Annotated in this window: 26 protein-coding genes and 1 riboswitch; of the genes, 8 read left to right on the top strand and 18 right to left on the bottom strand. The window is 37.9% G+C overall.

Translation table 11 applies throughout. The features are described from left to right. Positions 1-254: 254 nt before the first annotated feature. Together DV417_RS00380 and corA are read right to left on the bottom strand one after the other, a co-directional pair. On the bottom strand, positions 255-800 hold the full coding sequence (locus tag DV417_RS00380) for a YggT family protein (RefSeq protein WP_118877910.1): 546 nt from the start codon (positions 798-800) through the stop codon (positions 255-257). Beyond that, complete coding sequence (gene corA / locus DV417_RS00375) at positions 800-1,747, bottom strand: magnesium/cobalt transporter CorA (protein WP_005629627.1); 948 nt, start codon at positions 1,745-1,747, stop codon at positions 800-802. Before corA ends, DV417_RS00380 begins: the two co-directional genes overlap by 1 nt. Positions 1,748-2,240: 493 nt before the next feature. Between corA and DV417_RS00365 the strand changes: the two genes are divergently transcribed. Next, a complete protein-coding gene (locus tag DV417_RS00365; RefSeq protein ID WP_118877909.1) occupies positions 2,241-2,843 on the top strand; it encodes a hypothetical protein in 603 nt (200 codons plus the stop codon). A 26-nt stretch (positions 2,844-2,869) separates the two neighbouring features. Here the strand turns inward: DV417_RS00365 and DV417_RS00360 are convergent, their stop codons facing one another. From DV417_RS00360 to serB, 3 genes are all read right to left on the bottom strand, one after another. Continuing rightward, positions 2,870-3,370 carry a hypothetical protein gene (locus tag DV417_RS00360; RefSeq protein WP_118877908.1) on the bottom strand — a complete coding sequence of 167 codons (501 nt, stop codon included), beginning with the start codon at positions 3,368-3,370 and terminating at the stop codon, positions 2,870-2,872. Between the two features lie 135 nt (positions 3,371-3,505). Beyond that, a complete protein-coding gene (locus tag DV417_RS00355) occupies positions 3,506-3,997 on the bottom strand; it encodes a YajQ family cyclic di-GMP-binding protein (protein ID WP_118877907.1) in 492 nt (163 codons plus the stop codon). 17 nt (positions 3,998-4,014) lie between these two features. Beyond that, the gene (gene serB / locus DV417_RS00350; protein ID WP_118877906.1) at positions 4,015-4,959 is read right to left on the bottom strand and encodes a phosphoserine phosphatase; all 945 of its coding nucleotides are present in this window, start codon (positions 4,957-4,959) and stop codon (positions 4,015-4,017) included. A 56-nt stretch (positions 4,960-5,015) separates the two neighbouring features. Here serB and DV417_RS00345 point away from each other — a divergent pair, with 56 nt between their 5' ends. The 5 genes from DV417_RS00345 to DV417_RS00325 all read left to right on the top strand — a co-directional run bounded on the left by DV417_RS00345 (position 5,016) and on the right by DV417_RS00325 (position 9,589). Then, positions 5,016-5,654 carry a YtjB family periplasmic protein gene (locus tag DV417_RS00345; RefSeq protein WP_118877905.1) on the top strand — a complete coding sequence of 213 codons (639 nt, stop codon included), beginning with the start codon at positions 5,016-5,018 and terminating at the stop codon, positions 5,652-5,654. Between the two features lie 111 nt (positions 5,655-5,765). Further along, positions 5,766-7,763, top strand: coding sequence for a transketolase (gene tkt / locus DV417_RS00340; RefSeq protein WP_118877904.1), 1,998 nt, complete (start codon positions 5,766-5,768; stop codon positions 7,761-7,763). A 62-nt stretch (positions 7,764-7,825) separates the two neighbouring features. Beyond that, positions 7,826-8,494, top strand: a complete 669-nt coding sequence (locus DV417_RS00335; protein ID WP_046939142.1) for a CsgG/HfaB family protein — start codon at positions 7,826-7,828, stop codon at positions 8,492-8,494. 10 nt (positions 8,495-8,504) lie between these two features. Continuing rightward, on the top strand, positions 8,505-8,915 hold the full coding sequence (locus DV417_RS00330; RefSeq protein WP_065245643.1) for a DUF4810 domain-containing protein: 411 nt from the start codon (positions 8,505-8,507) through the stop codon (positions 8,913-8,915). Next, positions 8,912-9,589 (top strand): DUF799 domain-containing protein, encoded by a 678-nt coding sequence (locus DV417_RS00325; protein WP_114908627.1) that lies wholly within the window; start codon positions 8,912-8,914, stop codon positions 9,587-9,589. The genes DV417_RS00330 and DV417_RS00325 overlap by 4 nt, the downstream gene beginning before the upstream one ends. 53 nt (positions 9,590-9,642) lie before the next feature. Here the strand turns inward: DV417_RS00325 and bioB are convergent, their stop codons facing one another. The 5 genes from bioB to DV417_RS00300 all read right to left on the bottom strand — a co-directional run bounded on the left by bioB (position 9,643) and on the right by DV417_RS00300 (position 14,441). Beyond that, on the bottom strand, positions 9,643-10,647 hold the full coding sequence (gene bioB, locus DV417_RS00320) for a biotin synthase BioB (protein ID WP_118877903.1): 1,005 nt from the start codon (positions 10,645-10,647) through the stop codon (positions 9,643-9,645). Between the two features lie 120 nt (positions 10,648-10,767). Further along, entirely contained in the window at positions 10,768-11,415 is a 648-nt protein-coding gene (gene thiQ, locus DV417_RS00315) for a thiamine ABC transporter ATP-binding protein (protein WP_118877902.1), read from the bottom strand. Then, positions 11,399-13,015: a thiamine/thiamine pyrophosphate ABC transporter permease gene (thiP, locus tag DV417_RS00310; protein ID WP_118877901.1), complete on the bottom strand. Its 1,617-nt coding sequence runs from the start codon at positions 13,013-13,015 to the stop codon at positions 11,399-11,401. The genes thiQ and thiP overlap by 17 nt, the downstream gene beginning before the upstream one ends. Positions 13,016-13,019: 4 nt before the next feature. Then, complete coding sequence (gene thiB / locus DV417_RS00305; protein WP_118877900.1) at positions 13,020-14,018, bottom strand: thiamine ABC transporter substrate binding subunit; 999 nt, start codon at positions 14,016-14,018, stop codon at positions 13,020-13,022. A 51-nt stretch (positions 14,019-14,069) separates the two neighbouring features. Further along, positions 14,070-14,157: riboswitch (TPP riboswitch) on the bottom strand. Positions 14,158-14,195: 38 nt separating this feature from the next. Continuing rightward, complete coding sequence (locus tag DV417_RS00300; RefSeq protein ID WP_009500179.1) at positions 14,196-14,441, bottom strand: hypothetical protein; 246 nt, start codon at positions 14,439-14,441, stop codon at positions 14,196-14,198. 107 nt (positions 14,442-14,548) lie between these two features. On the opposite strand from DV417_RS00300, the gene copM reads away from it, so the two are divergent. Beyond that, a complete protein-coding gene (gene copM / locus DV417_RS00295; protein ID WP_118877899.1) occupies positions 14,549-14,920 on the top strand; it encodes a CopM family metallochaperone in 372 nt (123 codons plus the stop codon). Positions 14,921-14,961: 41 nt separating this feature from the next. Here copM and DV417_RS00290 read toward each other — a convergent pair whose 3' ends face one another. The 7 genes from DV417_RS00290 to murJ form a co-directional block, all read right to left on the bottom strand. Continuing rightward, the gene (locus tag DV417_RS00290; protein ID WP_162790464.1) at positions 14,962-15,309 is read right to left on the bottom strand and encodes a ComEA family DNA-binding protein; all 348 of its coding nucleotides are present in this window, start codon (positions 15,307-15,309) and stop codon (positions 14,962-14,964) included. Positions 15,310-15,479: 170 nt separating this feature from the next. After that, positions 15,480-16,424, bottom strand: a complete 945-nt coding sequence (gene ispH / locus DV417_RS00285) for a 4-hydroxy-3-methylbut-2-enyl diphosphate reductase (RefSeq protein WP_118877898.1) — start codon at positions 16,422-16,424, stop codon at positions 15,480-15,482. Beyond that, on the bottom strand, positions 16,421-16,936 hold the full coding sequence (gene lspA / locus DV417_RS00280) for a signal peptidase II (protein WP_005641315.1): 516 nt from the start codon (positions 16,934-16,936) through the stop codon (positions 16,421-16,423). Before lspA ends, ispH begins: the two co-directional genes overlap by 4 nt. A gap of 69 nt (positions 16,937-17,005) precedes the next feature. Continuing rightward, positions 17,006-18,565: a phosphoethanolamine transferase gene (locus DV417_RS00275; RefSeq protein ID WP_118877897.1), complete on the bottom strand. Its 1,560-nt coding sequence runs from the start codon at positions 18,563-18,565 to the stop codon at positions 17,006-17,008. A gap of 76 nt (positions 18,566-18,641) precedes the next feature. Beyond that, on the bottom strand, positions 18,642-21,467 hold the full coding sequence (gene ileS / locus DV417_RS00270) for an isoleucine--tRNA ligase (RefSeq protein ID WP_118877896.1): 2,826 nt from the start codon (positions 21,465-21,467) through the stop codon (positions 18,642-18,644). A gap of 32 nt (positions 21,468-21,499) precedes the next feature. Next, positions 21,500-22,423 carry a bifunctional riboflavin kinase/FAD synthetase gene (ribF, locus tag DV417_RS00265; RefSeq protein ID WP_192878516.1) on the bottom strand — a complete coding sequence of 308 codons (924 nt, stop codon included), beginning with the start codon at positions 22,421-22,423 and terminating at the stop codon, positions 21,500-21,502. 46 nt (positions 22,424-22,469) lie between these two features. After that, complete coding sequence (gene murJ / locus DV417_RS00260; protein ID WP_118877894.1) at positions 22,470-24,044, bottom strand: murein biosynthesis integral membrane protein MurJ; 1,575 nt, start codon at positions 24,042-24,044, stop codon at positions 22,470-22,472. Positions 24,045-24,310: 266 nt separating this feature from the next. On the opposite strand from murJ, the gene rpsT reads away from it, so the two are divergent. Next, the gene (gene rpsT / locus DV417_RS00250; RefSeq protein ID WP_005548279.1) at positions 24,311-24,574 is read left to right on the top strand and encodes a 30S ribosomal protein S20; all 264 of its coding nucleotides are present in this window, start codon (positions 24,311-24,313) and stop codon (positions 24,572-24,574) included. A 71-nt stretch (positions 24,575-24,645) separates the two neighbouring features. Here rpsT and DV417_RS00245 read toward each other — a convergent pair whose 3' ends face one another. Continuing rightward, entirely contained in the window at positions 24,646-25,212 is a 567-nt protein-coding gene (locus DV417_RS00245; RefSeq protein ID WP_118809052.1) for a DUF5358 domain-containing protein, read from the bottom strand. Positions 25,213-25,336: the final 124 nt, after the last annotated feature.

Genomic DNA, 25,336 nt, shown 5'->3' with positions numbered 1-25,336 from the left:
TTTACTCATATAAATACGTTAAATATCCGCTTCAAATTCAAGTTGTTCTTGCGTTAAACTCTGCTCTTTTATGAGCTTGCGGATGGCTTTACCAAAAGAAAAAATAACGTTGCCCCAAATTGCTCACTTAATTCAATTCCTGCTATTGTAAGAATTTCACCAGTAAGCTAGACTTTAACCTACATATAACTATATTAATTTAAAGGGCTGACGTAGATTAGCCCCTAAATTATTATTCAATAACCTATTGGTCTCTAACCAGCAATCATCCAAAGTCCACCTAACATATCAAGCATTAGGTTATTTAAGAACAATAAGATAAATACGATGACCATAGGAGAAAAATCAATCATACCTAATGTTGGTAGGAATCGACGGATAGGTTTTAAAAGAGGTTCTGAGAGTTGATAAAACGCATAAATCACAGGGCTATTGCCACGATTAAACCAACTTAAAACAGCGCCAATAAAAAGCACATAAAAAATGGATAAACCAATACTTTTCAACACAGTTAATACACCTAATACTAAGAGTACATTTACCGATACACCAGAATAAATAATACCTTTTAACATACCGATAATAAATACTAGAAGTAAAGCAGAAGTATCGATATTTTTTATAGTAGGCGCAATTTTACGCAGAGGTTTTAATACTGGATCAGTCATTTTTACTGCAAATGTTGAAACAGGGTTGTAATAATCCACTCGAGCAAACTGTAACCAAGCTCGTAAGATTAAGACAAGTGCATAAAGATTAATAATTGATCCGATAAATAATGCGGTTTGGGATAATTCCATCATAACCATCCTTTTCTTCTAAAATAAATATATGGTGTCAATGCGGCTGCGATCATTAATCCAATTGCCATTGGATAACCATATTTAAAATGTAATTCAGGCATAAAATCAAAGTTCATACCATAAGTGGATGCAACTAATGTCGCCGGAAGGAACATCACAGAAACAACAGAGAAAAATTTCATAATTTTGTTCTGTTCAATATTGATGTAACCCATTGCAGCTTGCATTAAAAAGTTTACTTTTTGGAACAAGGATTCATTATGCGGTTGCAAAGATTCAATATCTCGTAAGATTTCTCGTGCTTGTTCTAACTGGTTTGTTGGTAAGCGCGTTTTGCGAACCAAGAAACCTAGTGCGCGTTGAGTATCCATCAAGCACAAACGAACTTTTGAGCTCGTATCTTCTTGTTCCGTGAGCGTATTTAATGCCTCATCAAAGGCTTCATCTTGTTTTCCGTTTAAAATAACGCGACTCAACTCTTCCAAATCTGCATAAACGTTTTCAATAACGTCCGCTAATTGCTCAATTTTCGTTTCAAATAAATCCAGTAAAACTTCATAAGAATTACATTCTAATAAACGCTGGCTACGAGAACGCATACGATATAAACGGAATGCTGGTAGCTCACGATCACGCAACGTAAATAAACGACCATCACGAATAGTAAAAGCGACACTCGCTAAATCAGCATAATTGTCTTCATCTTCGCAATAAAAAAATGAGTGAAGGTGTAAACCGTCTTCATCTTCAAAGAAACGGGCGGAAGCTTCGATATCTTCCAATTCTAGAAAAGATGCTAAGCTCTGGCCTAAGCCTTCTTGTAGCATTTCACGCTCTTCGCCTGTCGGCTCAAGTAAATCAAGCCAAATGGCAGTATTGAGATCAGTTTGGTCTTCGTCAATGCGAACCAAGCGGGAATCATTGATAGCAAACGCGTTGATCATTTCATACTCCTTATAGGATTATGAACAGCTAACAGTGAACAAATTAAAGAAGAAACGAAAGTGCGGTGAAAAATCGCAAAGTTTTCGTTAAGAGATGCCGAAACAACGGTAAATTTACCGGCGAACGCGCGCCGATAATAAAAAGGCGGGCGTCTAGAGCGATATTCGGTATCGACTATGACTGTCCAAAGTGTGTGTCCTTCTCGTTAAAAAATCGGGCGAATGTTACGCTTGAAAGCGGTGTTCGTCAAGTTTTATCAAAAAACTATGACAACATTTCGCCCTTATTTGAAAACTAATCTCTGAAGTGATTAAATTGGAATGGTTGGCCTAATTCAGCGCCTTTCACTAATTTAGCGATTTTCTTCGCCATTTCCATTCCTTGATTGAATTTGATTTATTGAGTGTAACGTTTACCACAATTTATGCTTGTTATTACACTTTCAGCTTAGCATAAAATGCTACACCAACTCACCCAGGAAAATTTATTGAAATGCAGGTATATACAGATGAACCTGGTAATAGTACAGAAGCGTCGAGAAAGCTTTTCTTACTAGTGGCTAATAAATATCTAACAAAGGCTTTAGATCCTGAATTTTTGGGTTTATCAAGAAATGGTAAAGAATATATTGCTTTTGTGAACAGTTATCTTTCTCAATATTTATCTGATGATCCTAAAATGGTTATCGTACCAAATTCAACTAATGGTGAAAAGGTGGTAATAAATAAGCTTAATGCGGGTTTAATGAAATTAACATCAGTTAATGCTTTTATTGATAAGAATCCCGATATTGCTGATCGTATTAATATAGAAGCTATGTTAAAGAATGAAAATTTGCGTAGTCAATTAAAAGAAGGGTTGATTGCGCAAATTCAATATGATCGAAAAGAGACACCGACTGAAGAGTATTTAAATTTAGCTGTCGATAAGTTATTAAATGGTGAGTTTAAATCTACGATCGAATTCTATGGGCAAGAAAGAAAATTTTATGATGAGTACAAAAACGGTGTTGATAAAGATATAAATATGCAAGATAAGGAAGATAATATAAAATTATCTGATAATGATTTTAAGAATATTAGTGCTACGATATAAAGAAAGGGCGGATTTCCGCCCTTTCTTTACTTATAATAATTTGGGTTATCAGTTACAAATCGAAGAATAACGGTATCGTCTAAAATTCTTGATTTTGATTCCAATCTTTTTTTCGATTGTTCTGTACCCAATTCCTTATACACTGATAGATAATAATTTGTGGTGATTTGAGCGATTTCTCTAAGTAAATTCACATATTCTTTATCATATCTATTTTTTTCTTTTGAGGCATAAAAAACATCTTTGAATTTTTCGAACATATAGTTATAATATTGCAAAGCAGATGACGGTTTTTTGTTTTTCTCTTTGATAACCGCATCAATTTTCTTATAATAGGCGATGATATTTCTGAATTTTTGTTTATCTTCCTCAAGTAAACGACGATCTTCATCGGTATTCACTTGTGCTTTATTCACACGGAAAGTATCTTCGCCAGTTGTGGTTAAGGTTCTATCTGTCCAATAATAGACATCTTCCGCCATAGTGATATTCGCTGTCGCTAATGTTAAAACTGCAACGATGGCCATTAAAATTCTTTTCATTGTAACCTCTAAGTAAGTTGAGTTAAGTTGATGTTCTCAATATCATGTTTTGAGAACATCGAGACCAATAAAATAATTACATCGTATTATAAAAAACAAAGTAGATTATACCTAGATTTTTTAATCTCTGAAGTTATTAAATTGGAATGGTTGGCCTAATTCAGCGCCTTTCACCAATTGAATAACGGCTTGTAAATCATCACGTGATTTACCAGTTACGCGCACTTGTTCACCTTGAATTTGAGTTTGAACTTTGATTTTTGAATCTTTCACTAATTTAGTGATTTTTTTTGCCACCTCCGTTTCAATTCCTTGTTTTAATTTAATTTCTTTGGTGTAAAGTTTACCGTGGTGTTCACTTTCTGTTGGAATATCCAACGAGCTATGCTCAATGCCACGTTTTACAAACGCACCAATTAAGATTTCAATTAATTGCTCTAATTGGAAATCAGATTCGGTCGTCACTTTCACTGTTTCGCTTTTTTCATTTAATTCAATGACCGCTTCTACACCACGAAAATCATAACGCGTGCTAAGCACCCGGTTTGCATTTTCCACTGCATTACGGACTTCGTGTAAAGTGATTTCAGAAACAATATCAAAAGATGGCATAGTCTTCTCCCATTTTATTAAATTCGATCATTGGCACTTAAAAGGCATAAAAGTGCGGTTAAGTCGGCGAAGTTTACCACAATTTGCGCTTGTTGTTGCACCTTCGGTTTCGCATGGAATGCCACGCCTAATCCGGCAACATTCATCATCGCCAAATCATTGGCTCCATCACCAATGGCGAGGGTGTTTTTGCGTGGAATATAGTATTCTTCAGCAAGTTTTTGCAAGGTATTCGCTTTGTATTGTGCATCGACCACGCTACCTTTTACATTGCCGGTAAGCGTGCCATCAATAATTTCAAATTGATTGGACGCCGCAAAGTCGAGGTTTAATAAACTTTTTAAGTAATCGGCGAAATAGGTAAAGCCACCAGATGCAATAGCGGTTTTCCAACCATGTTGCTGTAATGTCTTAATGGTTTCAATTAAGCCTGGCATTAAAGGCAATTTTTCACGTACTTGTTGCAAAATGCTTTCTGGCGCGCCTTTAAGTGTTCCCACTCGACGACGCAAACTTTGTTCAAAATCGAGCTCTCCACGCATGGCGCTTTCAGTAATGGCAGAAACTAATTCACCCGTGCCAGCCAGTTTAGCGATCTCATCGATACATTCAATTTGAATAGCGGTAGAATCCATATCCATCACCAACAATCCAGCTTGAGACAATTTAGGGCTAAAATCTAATTTGGCAATATCTACTTCAAGGTCATGAGCAAAGTTAATGAAATCAACAAACCACTGGCCTTTCAATAAAACGACAATATTTTGCTCCACCATCCAAACATCAAAAATCTGAAAATTTTGACCGCACTTTTGTTGAAATTTCTCCAACTTAGTTATGTCCAACTTTGTGCCGTATAAGATAAAAGGCTCTCCGCTCTGTATTGGATCCTCATTGGCTAAAAGCGCGGTAGGAAATTGTGGGTATTTTTGTGTAATGCTTTCGAAACGTTGAATTTGCATAAAAATCCTGTAAATTGTGGCGAATGAAAAGATTTTAACCGATGTGAGTTGAAAAAGTGCAAATAATTAAAGAAAAACTAATCAAATCAACCATGCTTACAACGATTATTGTGCTAAGCCTAACTGCACTTGGCGTTATCTTATTTGGTGTAAAACAATTTAAGCTGAGTTCACAATTTGCTAGCGTAAACCAAGTGGCGAACATCTCACATATTTTAGTTCGTCAACAAGCCAATTTATTTTCAGTTTTACTCACAAATAATGCTAAAACAGAGCAATTAACGGACAATCTTGATCAAATAGTCAAAGAAGACTTTATTTTAGATGCGAGCTTATATGATGACGAAGGAAAATTACTGGCTCAAAGTCGCGAGACTCACAATTCACCCGATGAAAATAATCAACAAATTGTAGAGCCACTTTACGCCCAAAGCGGCATTAAAGGATTTTTACGTGTCACCATTGATGCTCAATATACGCAATCTAATCAATCAAAAATTAATCAAATTTTTCACCAATTATATGGCGAGCTTATTATCGTATTTTTACTTGGCGCGGTGATGGCAAGCTCTATTCATTATTTTTTAAGTCACTATCGACGGACTTACCGCAAACCCAAAGAGAAAAAAAGTGCGGTAAATTTGAAAGTAAAATCGAGTAGCACGCGTTTTCACCAGCGTCGCCGTAGAATTTGATTATTGTCACAAACTATTAAATTGAGTGCGGATTTTTGCTAAATTTCCTTCAGAAATAAGGTAGAATGCGCAAGATTATTTTTTCAAAGCGAATTATAACAGGAGAACAAAATGGCAACTCGTAGACAATTAGCCAATGCAATTCGTTTCTTATCAATGGATGCTGTGCAAAAAGCTAAATCTGGTCACCCTGGTGCACCAATGGGGATGGCGGATATTGCTGAAGTATTATGGCGCGACTTTTTAAAACACAATCCGACCAATCCTAAATGGGCAGACCGAGATCGTTTTGTACTTTCTAACGGCCATGGTTCTATGTTGATTTATAGTCTTTTACATTTAACTGGCTATGATCTTTCTATCGAAGATTTAAAACAATTCCGTCAATTACATTCTAAAACTCCTGGCCACCCAGAATATGGTTATGCGCCAGGTGTTGAAACCACAACGGGGCCATTAGGCCAAGGTATCACTAATGCGGTGGGTATGGCGATTGCTGAGAAAACCTTAGCGGGCCAATTTAACCGTGAAGGTCATGAAATCGTTGATCACCACACTTACGTCTTCTTAGGTGACGGCTGTTTAATGGAAGGGATTTCTCACGAAGCCTGCTCTTTAGCGGGAACCTTAGGCCTTGGGAAATTAATCGCATTCTACGATGACAACAATATTTCGATTGATGGTCATGTTGATGGTTGGTTCAGCGATGATACTGCAGCACGCTTTGAAGCTTATGGCTGGCAAGTAATCCGTAATGTGGATGGCCACGATGCTGAACAAATTCGTCAGGCTGTTGTACTTGCACAATCAGAAAAAGAAAAACCGACTTTAATTATTTGTAAAACGATCATTGGTTTTGGCTCGCCAAACAAATCTGCATCACATGATTGTCACGGCGCACCATTAGGCGATGAAGAAATCGCGTTAACTCGTAAAGCGCTTGACTGGGAATATGCGCCATTTGAAATTCCAGCTGAGTACTATGCGGAATGGTCAGCGAAAGAAAAAGGCGTCGCAGCAGAAAAATCTTGGGAAGAAAAATTTGCCGCTTATGCAAAAGCATATCCTGAACTTGCCGCAGAGTTTACACGTCGTGTAAACGGTGAATTACCAGCAAATTGGGCAACTGAATCCAAAGCGTTCATTGAAAAATTACAAGCAAATCCAGCGAGTATTGCAAGCCGTAAAGCATCACAAAATGCAATCGAAGCATATGCTCATGTGTTACCTGAATTCTTAGGTGGTTCTGCAGATTTAGCAAGCTCTAACTTAACATTATGGAGTGGTTCTAAACCAATTCGTGCGCATGAAAACGTAGGTGGTAACTACATCAACTACGGTGTGCGTGAGTTCGGTATGTCAGCGATTATGAATGGTATTGCTTTACATGGCGGTTTCATTCCTTACGGCGCAACCTTCTTAATGTTCTACGAATATGCTCACAATGCAGTACGTATGGCGGCATTAATGAAACAACGCTCATTATTCGTTTATACTCATGACTCCATTGGTTTAGGTGAAGACGGTCCAACACACCAACCAGTAGAACAAACGGCTTCACTACGCTTAATTCCAAACCTTGAAACATGGCGTCCATGTGACCAAGTGGAATCAGCTATCGCATGGCAACAAGCGGTTGAACGTCAAGATGGTCCAAGCGCACTTATCTTTACTCGTCAAAATCTTGCACAAATGGACCGCACTTCAGCACAATTAGACGCGGTTAAACGCGGTGCTTATGTATTAAAAGACTGCGAAGGTACACCAGAATTAATTTTCATCGCGACAGGTTCTGAAGTGGAATTAGCAGTGAAAGCAGCAGATGTATTGAGTGCTGAAGGTAAAAAAGTACGTGTCGTCTCTATGCCAAGTACTAACCGTTTCGATAAACAAGATGAAGCATACCGTGAAAGCGTATTACCAGCAGCAGTTACCAAACGCGTTGCAATTGAAGCGGGGATTTCTGACTTCTGGTATAAATACGTTGGATTCAACGGTCGTGTTGTTGGTATGAATAGCTTCGGTGAGTCTGCACCGGCGGATCAATTATTCAAATTGTTCGGCTTTACTGTTGAAAATATAGTCGCAAAAGCGAAAGAAATTCTTTAAAATGGAAGCTCCTTGGTAACTCAAGGAGCTTTTTTATCACTTTATATTATAAGGATTCTATAATGAAGAAACTCTATCCAATCTTATTATCCGTCAGCGTTTTAGCTTTATCTGGTTGTGCAACCGAGGGTTCTCGTACTGTTGAAGTTCAAAAAGTAACGAGCTATAACACCGCGTATAACGGTGTGAAAGCCCCTATTTCTGTGGGTAAATTTGATAATCGTTCAAGCTATAACAATGGCGTATTCTCTGACGGCGTGGATCAATTAGGTAATCAAGCCAAAACCATTTTAGTGTCTCACTTACAACAATCAGGTCGTTTTAGTGTGTTGGATCGCACCAATATGTCAGAATCGGCGACAGAAGCAAAAATCAAAGGTCAAAAACAAAAATTAAAAGGTGCGAATTATGTGGTGACTGGAGATGTGACTGAATTTGGTCGTAAAACAGTAGGCGATCAGCAATTATTTGGTATTTTAGGTCGCGGCAAACAACAAGTGGCTTATGCAAAAGTAACATTGAATGTGGTGAATACTCAAACTTCAGAAGTGGTTTATTCTGTTCAAGGTGCTGGTGAATATAATCTTTCAAACCGTGAAGTGTTAGGTTTTGGTGGCACCGCAGGTTATGATTCAACTCTTAATGGTAAAGTATTAGATTTAGCCATTCGTGAAGCCGTAAATAACCTTGTTTCTGGTGTTGAATCAGGTCAATGGAAGCCTTCAAATTAAGGATTTTATTATGAATAAACTAAAACTTTTTATTTGTTTATCAGCTGTTGCTGTGGTGACTGCCTGTTCATCAGGCAGTAAACCAAATACATTGTATACTTGGAATGGAGATAGCTATCCAGCTTCCGTATACCAATATCTAACTCAAGACGGCGATCCACAAGAACAGCTTCAGAAATTAGAAGAAATCGCTCAGCTTGATAGCGGTAAAAAAGTACCGCCTGGTCTGTATGCGCAGATTGGTCTTTTATATGGTCAATTAGGCAATGCTGGCAAAATGGCAGAAGCCTATCAGAAAGAAATGACTTTATTTCCTGAATCAACTCAATATATTAACTTCTTGTTAAATAAAGGAAAAAAAGTGGATACGAATACAGAAAGCACTGGAAGTAAAAAAGTGAAAAAAGGAGCGAAAAAATGAAAAAAATCTCTCTCTATTTAGTAATGGCTTGTACACTTTTGCTTTCTGCTTGTTCAACAATGAAGCCAACGCCTTATGACTATACGAACTATCAAGAAAGTAAACCGCGTTCTATCTTGGTATTACTTCCTACGGATACAACGAATGATGTTAAAGGTTCTCCCGCTGTATTGGCACATACAATTTCTCCATTGGCGGAAGATGGGTATTATGTTTTCCCTCCTGCGCTTGTGTATGAAACTTTTAAACACAATGGTTTAACACAGGCTCAAGAAATCCATAATGTAAATCCCCAAAAATTACGTGATATTTTTGGTGCTGATGCAGTTCTTTACATTAATGTAGATGATTACGGTGTGAATTACCAAGTATTTGATAGTGTTACTAAAGTAAGAGTAAGTGGTAAACTTGTTGATTTACGTAGTGGTAAAATCTTATGGGAAGGTACAGGCTACGCAGACGATGCAGATCGCAATAACAACGGTAATGCCATCGCAATGCTAATTACTGCTGTAGTAAAACAAATTGCGAACAATGTATCTGATAAAGGGTACAAAGTTGCTGCGTGGGCGACAGGAAATATGCTTAATGGACCTTGCAATGGTTGTTTGCTTTATGGTCCGAGACATCCATTGTATGGACAAGATCCACAATTACAGCCTCAACAAAAATAAAAAAGTTAGGGGCTAATCTACGTCAGCCCCTTAAATAATTAGCTTCTTGATACTCAAGAAGCTTTTTTATTTTCCGCATTTTCTGGCTCTAAATCTAATTTTGCCATTAATAACTGATCGCCATCTTCTTCTGGGTTACCTGTGACAAGTAATTTATCGCCATAGAAAATAGAATTTGCACCAGCCATAAAGCACATCGCTTGCATTTCTTCACTCATACCACTACGGCCTGCAGAAAGGCGAACATAACTTTTTGGCATGGTAATACGTGCAACAGCAATCGTTCGCACAAATTCAGTCCAATCTAATTCTTCCGCATCGGCTAACGGTGTACCTTCAACCTTAACAAGTTGATTAATCGGCACTGACTCAGGTTGCGGATCGAGATTTGCAAGGCTCGCGATTAACCCTGCCCGTTCTTTGCGAGTTTCATTCATCCCCACAATGCCACCACAACACACTTTTAATCCAGCTTTGCGTACTTTTCCTAACGTGCTAAGGCGATCATCGAAACGACGAGTACCAATCACTTCTGCATAATGTTCTGGCGCTGTATCAAGATTATGATTGTAATAATCTAATCCAGCTTCTTTTAAATCTTCTGCCATACCATCTTGCAATAAACCAAAAGTACCGCAAGTTTCTAAACCGAGCGATTTCACTGCCTTAATAATTTCTGTGACTTTCTCAATATCTTTTGGCTTAGGGCCTCGCCAAGCTGCGCCCATACAAAAACGCCCTGCTCCACGCGCTTTCGCAATTTTTGCTTTCGCGACGATCTCATCAACATCTAATAACTGCTGATTTTGCACACCAGTATGATAACGGGCTGATTGAGGACAATAACCACAATCTTCTGGGCATCCACCTGTTTTGATAGACATTAACGTGGATAACTGAATCGCTCGAGGATTAAAATGCTTGCGATGAATTTGCGCAGCGCGATAAACCAATTCCAAAAATGGCGTTTCAAATAACGCCTCAACTTTGCAAACAGACCAATATTCAACGCTTGGGTGTGGTGTAATAGAGTTAATTTGTAGTTTTTCAGTTAACATATTTTTCCTTTGAAAGTGCGGTGAATAATCACCGAATTTTTGTATCTTATCTTTATTCAGTTTATAGGCAGGTATCGATAGCCATTGAATCAATTCATCAGTTATAAAATCTATATAATTTTACGTCTCTTTTTGCAATTGACTTATCTGACCATTTTCCACCAGCAATACTCGATCTATCGTACTAACTAATTCCGATGGTTGGTGAGTAACAAGTAACAACGTCAGATGTTTCTCATCACAAAGTTTGGCAATTAAAGCAAGCATTTCTACACGAAGTTTCTGATCTAATGCCGAAAAAGGCTCATCTAATAACAAGATGGGTTTATCTCGCAATAAACAACGCGCCAAAGCCACTCGTTGTTTTTGTCCCCCCGAAAGAGAATTCGGTAAACGTTGTAAATAATCGCCCAATCCTACAGAACAAGCGACCTGTTCAATTTTTTCCTGTTCAAGTGCGGTTAATTTTAAAGAGGGTTTTAAACCCAACGCAAGATTTTGCTGTACGGTTAAATGAGGAAATAAATTATTTTCTTGAAATAGCATAGAAACTGGACGTTCGTAAGGTGTACTACGAGTATGATTTTTATCGTTTAACCAAATTTCTCCTTGATGAGGAAATTCAAATCCAGCGATTAAATTTAATAACGTACTTTTCCCTGCCCCACTCTCGCCAATAATTGCGACACGTTCGCCAGCATTTACGCTCAAATTAAAGCACATCGGTAAGGTTTTATCGTTCAAAATCACATTATTTAGATAAATCATCAGCATCCCTATGTGTATGAATAAAGGCAAACAATATGCCACAAAGCAATAATAAAATCCCTGCGGTTACAGCTGCATCTTGATTACGATAATTCCCTAGTTGCTGATATAACAAGTGCGGCAGAGAAGTAAACTCTTGATTGCCGAACAACGCAATAGCCGTAAAATCCCCTAAAGATAGCGCCAAGGCTAAAGCAAAAGCATAGCGCAATGGTGCACGTAAAGTTTGCCACTCAATCAGATAAAAACGTTTCCATCCCACAATTCCCAGACTATTACACAGATTTTCGTAATAACGCATATTGTTATGAAAAGGTGCGCTCAAAATACGTAAAACAAAAGGCATTGCACTTAATGCATTGCAAAATACAACCATGGCAAACAAATCGATATTCGAAAAATCTCGCTCTTGTAATAATAAAAATAACCCCATTGCGAGTACTAAAATCGGGATTGCCAAAATAACCATTCCAGCATTAATAATAAATTGAGCAATTTTCTGATAATGCAACCATTCTAAACGGCGTGATAAAAGTAGCAAGGCAATTGCCATCATTAATGCAATCAATGCGGATAATGGCGCGATAGAAAGAGAATAGCCTAACGCACGCCAGAGCTGAGAATTATACCAAACTGTGAGTAAACTTGGTGAATTCAATGCGCTAATAAGAATGTTCAATACAGGCGAAAAAAGGAAAAATACAAAAACCAGTAAGACAAAAATATGGAAAATTTTGACCGCACTTTTAGGTTTTTCAAACCAAGGATTGCGATTACTCAAGCCATTTTGATTAGAAGGTGAAAAACGCGATGTTAAGCTGAATAAAACTAAGCAAAATACAAATTGCAACATGGCAAAAAGTGCTGCTTTTGGCAGATCAAATTCAAATAAAATCGCTTGGTAGATTGCGGTTTCTAATGTTGTATATTGAGGCCCACCGCCTAGCGTAAGAACAACTGTAAAACTGGTGAAGCAAAGCATAAAAATCAAGCTAAATGTGGGCAAACATTGCTGACGAAAAACAGGCCATTCCACCAATTTAACGAATTGCCAACCTTGTAAATTGAGTTGCGCCGCAAGCTGACGTTGCTGATAAGGAATACTTTGCAAACTTTGTAAGAAAAGCTGCGCTGCCAGCGGGATATTGAAAAAAAGATGGGCAATTAAAATACCCGAGAGCCCGTAAATATGTCCCTGCCACGGCATTCCAAAAAGGTTAGCAAACTTAGCTAACCAACCGCTTGAACCATAAATGCCGATCAAACCAAAAATTGCCACTAAAACAGGTAAAACAAAGGTCAGCGACATTAATTTTAATAGCCACTTTTTTCCTGAGAATGGTTGATAAAACAATGCTCTGGCAAGGAGCAGACCAAAAAAAATAGATAAAACGGTAGAAAGTAAGGCTTGTCCAAAACTGAAAAGAATCAGATGCTGTAGGTAATCATCCGTGAACCAAGTTTTCCATTGCAATTCATCGCCCAATGCAAAGATCGAACTTAATGCGCTACCATAAAAAAGAATAATGAAACTAATGACAATAACGCCGCCCACATAATGACGAGGGCGGAGTTGTGGGTGATGAAATAACGACAACATCAAACTATTTTGTTAATGTGGTTTGCCAAGTGCTAATCCAATTTTTTAATTGTTCCGCATTCACCATTGGATTGATTGGAGTTTGAGTTTTTTGTTGAGCTTTAAGCGCATCGAAGTGCGGTTCAATTTCACCTTGAATGACTGGCAACATAATATTGGTTGTCACAATATGTTTTTGTGCCGTAGGTGAAATTAAAAATGCCATAAAATCATCCGCACATTGATTTGGATGGTTTGCGACTCGAGCCGCTAATTCCACTTGAGTGATATGCCCTTCCGCAAAATCTGTCGCTGCATAATTATCTTTTTTCTCAAAAAGTTGGTGATAAAGTGGTGATGTGCTGTAACTTAACACTAAATCCGCTTCGCCTTTTAAGAATGCACCGTAAGTATCCGACCAACCTTTACCCACTGTTACCGTATGCTTATCCAACTCTTTCCAAGCAGATTGAATTTTGTCCGCAGGATAAATTGCATTCATCCAAACCAATAAACCACGACCCACACTGCTGGTGCGAGGATCTTGATAAATTACACGGATATCTTGGCGTTCAACCAATTCTTTCAAACTTTTCGGCGGGTTTTGTAATTTAGTTTTATCGTACACAAAAGCATAGTTACCGAAATCGAAAGGCAAGAATGTTTTATTCGTCCATTTTGTTGGCAGATCAAGTTGAGTTAAATCTACTTTATTTGGCGTAAAAATACCTGTTTTTTCAGCTTGTTCTAAAACAAAGTTATCTAAACCTAATACAATATCCGCTTTGGTTTTCTTTCCTTCCAAACGAACACGGTTGAGCAACACACCACCACTTTCAAAAGGCGTAAAATTAATAGTGCATTGCGGATGTGCTTTTTCAAAATCTTGTTTTACTTTTGGACCTGCTCCCCACTCAGACGTGAAAGAATCATAGCTATATACGTTAACACTTTGCTGTGATTGGGCTAATGCCGCGGTGGAAAAAAGTGCGGTAGAAATTAAGGTTAATTTAAGAAGTTTCATTATTACATCCTTATTTATGATTAAAAGGCAGCAATAATGACGAAAAGGAGATAAGGTATATTCCTAGTTTCCTACGTCAGTATTAACTGTTTCAGGTTCACGGGTATGATCTCAGCGTATTGCACCCCGACTAGGCTTTTTAGTGTATTAAAATTTATTAGGCTTGCCAACGGATTTTTAAAAAGAAATAAACTTTCTACATTTTCTTTCTGAAAAAATAAAAAAGCCCTGTAAAACAGGGCATCCATAAGCGGTTTTAAAATTAAAAAGTGATTCGATTCGGCTTTCAATGCCTAAATCTGTCTGAGCAATGACTTCAAAACCGAAATCAGCTAACACATCTGCCATTTCTTTTACTTTGCCTTTATTGCCCGTGGCAAGTACAAATCTTTGCTTCGTAATTCTGTTCCTCATATCAAACATTGTCTTATTTTAATATCTCACCAAAAATTTTCGGAATAAATATTGACTTTAACCTTAGGTCAAGGTTTATGATTTGTACTCATTCAGTTATCACATAGGAGAAAAACATGAAAAAACTTATGACTTTTATCACACTTAGCGCTGCTGCAGTTTCAATTTATGCCCAAGCTAATGAACAACCGCATCAAGCACACATGAATATGCCAATGTCGACAGATTCAGCAATGCAACAAGAATTTATGCAAGGTATGAATCAAATGAATCAAGACATGATGGCAGCTGCGCAATATAAAGATCCTGATGTTGCTTTTGCAGCAGGTATGTTGCCACACCATATTGGCGCAGTAAAAATGGCAGAAGTTGAATTAAAATACGGAAAAAATCCTGAAATGCGTAAGCTTGCTGAGGATATTATTAACGCACAACAAGCGGAAATTGAACAAATGAAAAAATGGCTTAAAGTGCACAATAAAAAATAAAAAAGCCCTGTAAAACAGGGCATCCATAAGCAGTTTTAAAATTAAAAAGTGATTCGATCACGGTTTCTTTCAAGTGTTGCTTTACCAATCCCTTGCACTTCTAATAGTTGTTCAGCACTCGTGAAATTACCGTGTTTTTCACGATATTGCACAATCGCTTCTGCTTTTTTCGCACCAATTCCAGTTAAGGCTTTTTGAATTTCACTCGCAGTTGCCGTATTGATATTCAATTTATCATTCACAGTAGCTGATGCTACTTGAGCCTCAGTTTGAGTTGCTACAACAGGTTGAGCGGTTTGTTCTGTTGCTTTTTCCTCAGCAAAAGACGAAGAAGCAACAAGCGCACCACACAATACCATCGAAGTAAATAATGTTTTCATTAATTTCATAGAGGTTTCCTTTTAATATGAACATGTTGACGAGCATATCAACACAGTCATTTTTTATGCTTTCAAGAAAACGCTCAAGATTCTTACCGCACTTCTGCGATTCAGATCACAAAAATTCTTAATTTGCATGAAAAAACAAAGGGCTTATCATTTACGACAAGCCCTTAAGATTAGTTAACTTCTTTTATTCTCAGCTCTTTTGGAACCTCAAAGAACATATTTTCTTCTAAACCTTGTAGTTCTTCTATGGTATTCGCACCAAACTCTTTTAAGCAGGAAATAATCGATTGAACTAATTCTTCGGGTGCGGACGCGCCGGCTGTAATCCCAATGGTTTTCACATCATTAAACCAATCAGCTTGAATATCGGAAGGGTCATCAAGAAGCTGTGATTTAACCCCCATTCGAGACGCTAATTCAGCTAAACGATTTGAATTTGATGAGTTTTTAGAACCCACTACCAACACTAAATCAGATAATTTTGCCAATTCTCGCACCGCTTCTTGACGATTGGTTGTTGCATAACAAATATCGTTTTTATGTGGCCCTTGAATAGCAGGATATTTTTCCTTTAATGCAGCAATAGTTTCAGCCGTATCATCTAGCGACAAAGTTGTTTGCGTCATAAAGGTTAAATCATCATTTTCTTGCATTGGCAAACGCGCAATATCTTCTACTTTTTCAATCAGGAAAATACCGCCATCTTCGTTGCTATACTGCCCCATTGTGCCTTCAACTTCAGGATGCCCTTTATGCCCAATCAAAATCGCTTTTGTTCCCTTTCGACTTGCACGCGCAACCTGCATATGCACTTTAGTTACCAAAGGACAAGTAGCATCAAATACTTTGAGATTGCGGTCTTTCGCTTCTTGCCGAACGGCTTGAGATACACCATGCGCAGAAAAAATAACGATAGCGCCATCAGGTACTTCGCTTAATTCTTCCACAAAGATTGCACCACGATCACGCAATCCGTTCACAACAAATCGGTTATGCACCACTTCATGACGAACATAAATCGGTGCGCCATGAATTTCTAAGGCTAGTTCAACAATACTAATGGCACGATCTACACCGGCACAAAATCCTCGTGGATTCGCTAAAATTATCTTCATTTCTGACCGCACTTTTCTACTTGTTTATCTTGTACTTTTTTCTTTTCGTTCTTAAAAGCATCCAATGCTAATAACCCTGCGCCAATACAAATGGCAATATCAGCGATATTAAACACTGGATAATGGTAAATATCCCAGTAGAAATCAAAGAAATCTACGACAAAACCGTTATAAGCGCGATCCACCATATTCGCTAGCGCCCCTCCAATAATGAGTGCATAAGCAGAATTTTGGATTTTTTGTTCAGCATTATTTTTTGCTAAAAAATAAACCAACATGCCTGAAATAACTAATGCTAACAAAATAAAGAAATATTGTTGCCAGCCACTATGATCCGCTAAGAAACTAAATGCAGCGCCATAATTGCGAACATAGGTGAGATTGAAAACAGGCAACACATTAACACTTTCATACAAATCAAATTTTTGCACCACAATATATTTAGTGAGCAAATCAACCACAAAAGCGACCGCACTTAACCATAAAAATGAAAGCCCTGATTTTTTGGACATAATATTTCCCTTTTAAAAAAATTGCGCTAATTCTAGCATAAGCCGATAAATGATAAAGCACGATCTCATTTACTGCACAGCTTCGGGTAATTTTGCTGGATCATCAGCCAACTCTTTGACATTCACCACTTTCTTCCAATCAAATACCTTAATTTCCTGTTTTTCAGGATAGAAGAAATCCACGCCTTGTAAATGTTTTTCCTTAATTCCCATCCAATCAGCAAAACCATAAACAAAATTAAATGCAGATTGTGGCGTTTTTATTTTTTCTACCTTTTGGCTATCACTCGAAAACATAACGAAAGGAATTTCATAATCTTGTTTATAAAGATTATTTGGATGCAATGATAAGCCTTTAGAATCCTCATAATGAGCAAGCCCGTGATCAGAAAAATAAATCACCGAATAGGGTTCATTTTGCGATACCAATTGTGAATTTAATTTTTCTAAAAACTGATCCGTATATTTAATCGATTCTAAATAACAAGACATAGATTGATTAATAAAATAATTTTTAACCTCGTAAGGAAGACGTTCACAAAATGCAGGATGAGAGCCCATTAAATGAATTACAATTAATTTTGGATTCGTAATATTTTCTTTTAAGGCTTTATCTAATACAGGCAACATTTCATCGTCATAAACTTTTTTAGAGTTATAACCTAACGGCTTCATAAAAATCGTTTCATCCGCACTTTGACCAATACGAGAGGCCATCGTATCAAATTCACCAATTTTTCCTTGATTAGAAATCCAATAGGTTTTCACGCCCGCTTTTTTGGCTAAAGAAATAATATTATCCGTATAAACCGTTTCCCCTTTATCTGCTCGATATAAGGTGCGTTGTAAAGACGGTTGCGTATTCGGTGCTGCAGAATAATAATTTTCAAAAACTGTGCCTTTCACACGCTCTAAAAATGGTGTTGTTTTCAATGGAAAACCATATAACGACATATAATCTTTTCGCATGCTTTCACCAATAATTAAAATATAATTTTTATATTTTGGCGTAAAAGATTGAATATCCCATTGAGAAGGCGCATTAACAGATTGGTTTAGAAAATCTCGTTGTTCTAAATACAGGTCATTCATACGATCAAATTCTGAGTAGAAAAGAACCGGATAAAAACGGAATTTATATGCATAGTTCCAATCAGAAAATTGATTGTAAGAAAAAACTAATAATATGCCGATAACACCCGTATTCAGCCATTTAAATGCTTGTCGTTTAGCATGAAAACTTAATTTCATTAAAACAACAAACAGAATGAGATAAGTAGCTTGAAATAAAAATATCCAAAAAGGAATGGTTGTATAGTATTCCAAAGTTTCATTAATATTCGTTTCATAAACAGAAGCGATAATACCTAAAGATGGAATACCATAGAAAAAACCAGCAGAACAATAAAATATCGCGCTGAGGAATAATACAGTGATTAATATTCGCCCAATCCAAGGGGTGAAATAAAAAGAAATCGCCGTGATAACAAATAAAATTGCGTAATCTGAAACGGGAATATTCTCACTTAATACATTACCCAACCCCATATTGGTAAAAATGGAGAAAACAAGCAATAAGAGATAAAACCACATTGTTTTTGAGCGAATCATTTCTTTTCCTAACATCATCTCTACTTCCTTTTGTACAAAAGTAAAAAAGTGCGGTTAAAATCAACCGCACTTTTCTGTTTTACAACAAATTTAATTATGCAAAATGGCGTACTTCACCATTACCCGCCACATTTTCTACACAACGTGGACAAAGTGTTGGATGTTCAGGGTTCACGCCGATTTTGTCAGAATAATGCCAGCAGCGCGGACATTTTTCACCGTTAGAACGAGCTACATTCACTGCAATACCTTCTAACTCACCCGCAGCCACATCTTCAGGTTTGTCTGCTAATGCTTTCACTTCAGCTTTTGAGGTAATTAACACGAAACGTAATTCATTGCCTAATTGTTCTAACAATGCACGATATTCGTCATTTGCATAAACGGTCACTTCTGCTTCTAAACCGCCACCAATCACTTTATCGTTACGCGCGACTTCTAATACGCGGTTCACTTCTGAACGAACTTTAATGAGTTGTTGCCAGTAAGCATCATCTAATTTTTCATTCTCGCCTAAACCAAATAAGCCTTGATAGAATTCTTCAGTAAATATGAATTCTGCACGACCACTTTCGATTTGTGGTAAGTGTTGCCAAATTTCATCGGCGGTGAAAGATAAGATCGGAGCCATCCAACGAACTAATGCTTCAGCAATATGCCATAACGCAGTTTGACAACTACGACGCGCAAGGCTATCCGCTTTAGTTGTATATTGACGGTCTTTGATAATATCAAGGTAGAATGAGCCCATTTCCACAGAACAAAAACGCATTAAACGTTGTACCACAGTGTGGAATTGATAGTTATCGTATGCATCTTTGATTTCTTTTTGTGCATCTAATGCACAAGCCACCGCCCAACGATCTAGGCTAATCATTTCTTCTGGTTTGACTAAATCACGTTTTGGATCAAAACCATTCAAGTTTGCTAATAAGAAACGAGCGGTGTTACGAATACGACGATAGCTATCCGCTGCACGTTTTAAGATCTCATCAGAAACGGTCATTTCACCAGTATAGTCGGTAGAAGCGACCCATAAACGTAAAATATCACCACCGAATTTATCCATTACTTCTTGTGGGGTCACAATGTTACCGATAGATTTTGACATCTTACGGCCTTGACCATCCACGGTGAAACCATGGGTTAATACTTGTTTATATGGCGCTTTACTGTCTGTCGCCGTAGAAAGCATTAAAGAAGACATAAACCAACCACGGTGTTGGTCAGAACCTTCTAAATACATATCAATATCTTGACCATTAAATTCTGGGCGATTTGCGACAACTGAAGAATAGGTTGATCCTGAGTCAAACCATACGTCAAGGGTATCCGGCACTTTTCGATAGGTTTCAGCATCCGCCCCTAATAATTCTTTTTCGTCTAAATCCCACCATGCTTGAATGCCAGCTTTTTCTACACGTTTTGCTACTTCTTCAAGTAACTCTAAGGTACGCGGATGAAGTTCTTCGGTTTCTTTATGCACGAATAACGTCATCGGCACGCCCCAAGTACGTTGACGGGAAATACACCAGTCTGGGCGGTTTTCAACCATTTTTTCGATACGTGCTTGACCCCAATCTGGAATCCAGCGAACTTGTTTGATTTCGCCTAATGCTTGTTGGCGTAAACCTTGAGTTTCCATACCGATAAACCATTGTGGTGTTGCACGGAAAATAATTGGCGTTTTGTGGCGCCAGCAGTGTGGGTAGCTGTGTTTGATTTTCTCAACTTTTAATAAGTTGCCCACTTCTTGTAATTTTTCAACAACCAATGGATTGGCTTCAAATACGCCTTTTCCTGCAAAGAATTCAGTCGTTGAAATAAATTTACCATCATTAGATACAAGACCCGCCATCGGTAAATCATATTGTTTACCCACAACAAAGTCGTCTAAACCATGATCTGGTGCAGTGTGTACTAAACCTGTACCGCCATCGGTAGTCACGTGATCGCCTAAAATTACCGGCACGGTGAAATCATAGAACGGATGGTTAAAGCGTACTAACTCAAGTGCTTGACCTTTTACTGAACCTAAAACTTCAACTTGTTCTACGCCCACGGCTTTCGCCACAGACTCCACTAATTCAGCAGCTAAAATCACACGCTCATCGCCAAGTTGTACCAAGTTGTATTCTAAGTCTGCATTTACCGCAATCGCACGGTTAGATGGCATTGTCCAAGGTGTGGTAGTCCAAATGACTGCAGATAATTTGCCATGGCCTTTGCCTACTGCGTTAAATTTCTCTTCGATTTCAACCGCACTTACTGCAGGAAAACGCACATAGATAGATGGAGAAACTTTGTCTTCATATTCCACCTCTGCTTCTGCTAAAGAAGAGCCACAATCCAAACACCAGTGCACTGGTTTTGAACCTTTATATAAATGACCGTTTTCAATCACTTTACCTAAAGTGCGGATAATATTCGCTTCGGTATCGAAGTTCATCGTTAAATAAGGATTATCCCAATCGCCCAACACGCCTAAACGGATAAAATCTTTTTTCTGACCCTCTACTTGTTCCGCGGCGTATTCACGGCATTTTTGGCGGAATTCAGCGGCAGTCACTTTCTCGTTTGGTTTACCCACCAAGCCTTCTACTTTTAATTCAATTGGCAAACCATGACAGTCCCAGCCTGGAATATAAGGCGAATCAAAACCTAATGCCGTTTTGGATTTAATAATAATATCTTTCAGAATTTTGTTTACTGCGTGACCAATATGAATGTTACCGTTCGCATACGGAGGGCCATCATGCAGAATAAAAGATTTTTTGCCTTTGCTCGCTTCACGAATTTTTTTGTAAAGATTTTCCTCGTACCAATTTTTCAACATATCAGGTTCGCGCTTAGCTAAATCACCGCGCATTGGAAAGCTGGTTTCCGGTAGGTTAAGAGTGTTTTTGTAATCGACTGTCATTTTATTTTCCAATTTTTACATTTTAAAATTAACTATTTAAAAAACGCTTTCGCAGTTTCTACGTCTTTCTCAATTTGCTCTTTCAAATCATCAAAAGACGGAAATTTAATCTCGTTTCTAATCTTGTGGCAGAATTCGACTTCCACTATTTGGCCATAAATATTCTGAGAAAAATCAAACAAATGAACTTCTAATAATTGCATTAATCCATTTATAGTTGGGCGTTTTCCCATATTTGCCACGCCGTTAAAAATTTCATCCGATTTTAACCGCACTTTTACGGCATAAACACCTTTGATTGGATTGACTTGTCTATGCAAACGAATATTTGCCGTTGGAAATCCTATTGTTCTACCTAATTTATTACCATGGATTACTCGCCCGAAAATACGATAAGGTTTACCGAGTAAATTTTCTGCAAGTTGTAAGTCATCATTCGCTAACGCTTCGCGAATTGCCGTACTACTAATTCGCTGTTCATCTAGACAAAAGCTACGGTTATCTTCAACAACAAAACCGAAACGCTGACCAGCTGCTTGCAACATTGCAAAATTACCTTGGCGTTTTGAACCGAACTTGAAATCATCGCCAATACTTAAAAATTTCACATGTAGATGATTAACAAGCGTTTGCTCAATAAAAACATCGGCTGGTTGCTCAGCAAAAGTGCGGTCAAATTTCGCCACAATTACGACATCAACCTTAGCCTTTTCTAGATAATAGATTTTGTCACGCAAACGCATTAAGCGTGCCGGTGCATTTTTCCCCATAAAATATTCACGCGGCTGTGATTCAAATAACAATACCGCCATGGGTAAATTTAATTCGTCAGCTTTTTGGCGCAAATGGCGGAGGACTGCTTGATGCCCTAAATGTACACCATCAAAGTTGCCAATCGTTAGCGCACAACCTTGTAAAACACGATTTGCATTATGAAGCCCACTAATTAATTGCATGTCCTTATCCATGAAAATAAGAGAATTTCGGCATTATAGCGAGAAGTTAGTTTTTTGTCAGCAAATGGTGCTTTCGAACGCCTAATAAAATCAACGTTGTGCCATAAACTATTGCGGCTAATACAATCAACCAAACAAGCCAATAAACACGCATAAAGAAATCCATTTTCGCCCATTGATTGATTTCAGGCACGTAATACCAAACTGCTGCACCCATTGCGATTGCTGCCAATAAAACTTTGACAAAAAAGACCGCACTTTTACGTGAGAAATGATAGACATCCGCTTTGGCTAAGCCACGATAGAGTAAGTAGGCGTTAAGGGTTGCCGACATTGCTGAAGCAATAGCTAAACCCACATAACTGAAAGGAATCGCCAATAAGTTAAAGCCCATATTACTCACCATGGCAATAATGCCAATTTTTACTGGCGTTTTGGTATCTTGGCGGGCGTAATAGCCATTAGCGAGGATTTTAATCAACATAAAGCTAAGTAAACCCGCATTAAAGGCCCATAAAGAATAAGAGGCGGCATGAACATCATTTAACATGAAATTTCCACGCATAAAGAGCGTAAGTAACATCGGTTGAGCCAATACAGCAATACCAATGGCTGCGGGAACGCCAAGTAATAAAATCATTCGTACGCCCCAATCCATTGTATTACGAAAATCAACCGCACTTTTAGCTGAATCGCCTTCACGATTAACATGGTGGTGAGCAAGTGTTGGCAAAATTACGGTAGAAATAGCAATACCAAATAAACCGAGAGGAAATTCCAGTAAGCGGTCGGAATAATACAACCAGCTAATTGAACCTGTCATTAAAAAGCTTGCAATCACTGTATCCAGCAAAAGATTAATTTGACTTACCGATACACCAAATAACGCAGGGATCATTAATTTACGAATTTTAGTTACGCCTTCATCCCGCCAAGCCCATTTGGGTTTCACCAGTAAACCGGCTTGTTTCATAAATGGAATTTGGAATAAGAACTGTAATAATCCGCCAAGAAAAATCCCGATAGCCAATGCAAGATCTGGGTTATCCATTTGTGGCGCAAGGAAAAGTGCGGTGGCAATCATCGCTATATTTAATAACACCGGTGAAAAAGACATCACGCCGAATTTTCCAATCGTGTTAAGTACTGCTCCAGAAAGCGCGACAAAAGTGACAAACCATAAATAAGGAAAAGTTATTTTAAGTAAAAGAGAAGCTTGTTCAAATTTGTGTGCATCAGGGCCGTCATTCATCCAATCGGTAAACCAGCCCATCCCAAATAAAGCAGCAACGACAGGTGAACCAACCATCGCGAGGATCGTAACAATACTGACCAATCCCCCAAGGGTACCAGAAACTTTTCCAATAAATTCACGGGTTTTATTAATATCACCAGATTTTTGATATTCTGCGAGAACAGGGACAAAAGCCTGTGAAAAGGCCCCTTCAGCAAATAAACGACGAAGAAAATTTGGGATACGATTAGCAAATAAAAAAACATCCGCCGCCGCGCCTGCCCCAATGAGATGAGCGATAACTACATCACGCACAAGACCTAACACTCTTGATAATAAAGTCATAGAACTAACAACAATGCTAGATTTTAAAAGTCGTTTACTCAAAATATTATTCTCTACCCTAAAATTTTTGCCTAATTGTATAGAAATTTTGTTTTTACGCTATATTCCGTGAAAAAAAACTGATAAAATCCGCCGCACATCGTTTGTGTGAGCCCATATTGAAAGAGCTTGTAAAAATAACGATACTTACTTTCGGTTGTGTCTCACCGAAATCAACACAAATTTTCCATTGACAAAAGTATAAAAAATCGGCATATTGACGCCCTTTATTTTGTCTATCAATCAACAGAAATTTTAGGAGTTTGACCTTGGCTAATATCAAGTCAGCAAAAAAACGCGCGGTTCAATCTGAAAAACGCCGCCAACACAACGCAAGCCAACGCTCTATGATGCGTACTTACATCAAAAAAGTATATGCTCAAGTAGCAGCAGGTGAAAAAGCAGCAGCTGAAGCAGCATTCGTTGAAATGCAAAAAGTTGTTGACCGTATGGCTTCTAAAGGCTTAATCCACGCTAACAAAGCAGCAAACCACAAATCTAAATTAGCTGCACAAATCAAAAAATTAGCGTAATTTTTAGCTAGAAAGAATAAAAAATAAAACCGCACTTTAAAGTGCGGTTTTTTATTTTATCGAATTTTAGACTAAAGTAACAACATCGATCCCCATTTAATAATATCAAAGAAGAATTTATTTTCATTCGTCGCGATACCATCAGGATTTTTCGGTGTGCCATCTTCATTTTTCTGCACTTCCACCATGCCATTTTTATATTGACCTTTCACGACAGCCAAATCATCGCGTGCTTCATTACGTAATTTTAAACACGCCTGTTCAGTTAAAGGCTCAACATTACCTACTTCGGTACGGAATTTTTTAAACTGATAGCTTGCATAATTCATCGATTTTTCATCACCTTGAATAATCTTTACATATTGCTCACCAATAATTTTTTCCAATGGATAGAAAAAGACATATTGTGAGTGAATATAGCTATCTTCTTTAGAAAAATGCTGTTGCAAAATTCGAGTTAAATTTGGGTAAACGCATTGTTCTGCTTGCTTACTTGCAATCGCCCATTGTTTTGCATCTTGATCGGAAAGTTGGTAATCCGCACCCGCAAATTCACCTGGGATTGCGGATTGTGAGCTACCAAACATTGAGCAGCCAGACAGCAATACTGCCACACCTAAGGTTGCAATTAATTTCACATTTGATCCTTATAAAAGTGAGAATGCGCAAAATTCTAGCAATATCTTCACAACAGATAAAGCAGCAAATGAATTTAGTTTTCCTGATCCGAAAAACTTCCGCTATAATGACCGCACTTTTTTA

This window comes from Haemophilus haemolyticus, from assembly GCF_003490935.1.
In the GTDB taxonomy this organism is placed as follows: Bacteria; Pseudomonadota; Gammaproteobacteria; order Enterobacterales; family Pasteurellaceae; genus Haemophilus; species Haemophilus haemolyticus_M.
This window is presented reverse-complemented; position numbering and strand designations above follow the sequence as displayed.

Coding starts and splice junctions, on each gene's coding strand:
- DV417_RS00380 (WP_118877910.1), bottom strand. CDS start 800: ATGGAATTATCCCAAACCGCATTATTTATCGGATCAATTATTAATCTT.
- corA (WP_005629627.1), bottom strand. CDS start 1,747: ATGATCAACGCGTTTGCTATCAATGATTCCCGCTTGGTTCGCATTGAC.
- DV417_RS00365 (WP_118877909.1), top strand. CDS start 2,241: ATGCAGGTATATACAGATGAACCTGGTAATAGTACAGAAGCGTCGAGA.
- DV417_RS00360 (WP_118877908.1), bottom strand. CDS start 3,370: ATGGCCATCGTTGCAGTTTTAACATTAGCGACAGCGAATATCACTATG.
- DV417_RS00355 (WP_118877907.1), bottom strand. CDS start 3,997: ATGCCATCTTTTGATATTGTTTCTGAAATCACTTTACACGAAGTCCGT.
- serB (WP_118877906.1), bottom strand. CDS start 4,959: ATGCAAATTCAACGTTTCGAAAGCATTACACAAAAATACCCACAATTT.
- tkt (WP_118877904.1), top strand. CDS start 5,766: ATGGCAACTCGTAGACAATTAGCCAATGCAATTCGTTTCTTATCAATG.
- DV417_RS00335 (WP_046939142.1), top strand. CDS start 7,826: ATGAAGAAACTCTATCCAATCTTATTATCCGTCAGCGTTTTAGCTTTA.
- DV417_RS00330 (WP_065245643.1), top strand. CDS start 8,505: ATGAATAAACTAAAACTTTTTATTTGTTTATCAGCTGTTGCTGTGGTG.
- DV417_RS00325 (WP_114908627.1), top strand. CDS start 8,912: ATGAAAAAAATCTCTCTCTATTTAGTAATGGCTTGTACACTTTTGCTT.
- bioB (WP_118877903.1), bottom strand. CDS start 10,647: ATGTTAACTGAAAAACTACAAATTAACTCTATTACACCACACCCAAGC.
- thiQ (WP_118877902.1), bottom strand. CDS start 11,415: ATGATTTATCTAAATAATGTGATTTTGAACGATAAAACCTTACCGATG.
- thiP (WP_118877901.1), bottom strand. CDS start 13,015: ATGTTGTCGTTATTTCATCACCCACAACTCCGCCCTCGTCATTATGTG.
- thiB (WP_118877900.1), bottom strand. CDS start 14,018: ATGAAACTTCTTAAATTAACCTTAATTTCTACCGCACTTTTTTCCACC.
- DV417_RS00300 (WP_009500179.1), bottom strand. CDS start 14,441: ATGTTTGATATGAGGAACAGAATTACGAAGCAAAGATTTGTACTTGCC.
- copM (WP_118877899.1), top strand. CDS start 14,549: ATGAAAAAACTTATGACTTTTATCACACTTAGCGCTGCTGCAGTTTCA.
- DV417_RS00290 (WP_162790464.1), bottom strand. CDS start 15,309: ATGAAATTAATGAAAACATTATTTACTTCGATGGTATTGTGTGGTGCG.
- ispH (WP_118877898.1), bottom strand. CDS start 16,424: ATGAAGATAATTTTAGCGAATCCACGAGGATTTTGTGCCGGTGTAGAT.
- lspA (WP_005641315.1), bottom strand. CDS start 16,936: ATGTCCAAAAAATCAGGGCTTTCATTTTTATGGTTAAGTGCGGTCGCT.
- DV417_RS00275 (WP_118877897.1), bottom strand. CDS start 18,565: ATGATGTTAGGAAAAGAAATGATTCGCTCAAAAACAATGTGGTTTTAT.
- ileS (WP_118877896.1), bottom strand. CDS start 21,467: ATGACAGTCGATTACAAAAACACTCTTAACCTACCGGAAACCAGCTTT.
- ribF (WP_192878516.1), bottom strand. CDS start 22,423: ATGCAATTAATTAGTGGGCTTCATAATGCAAATCGTGTTTTACAAGGT.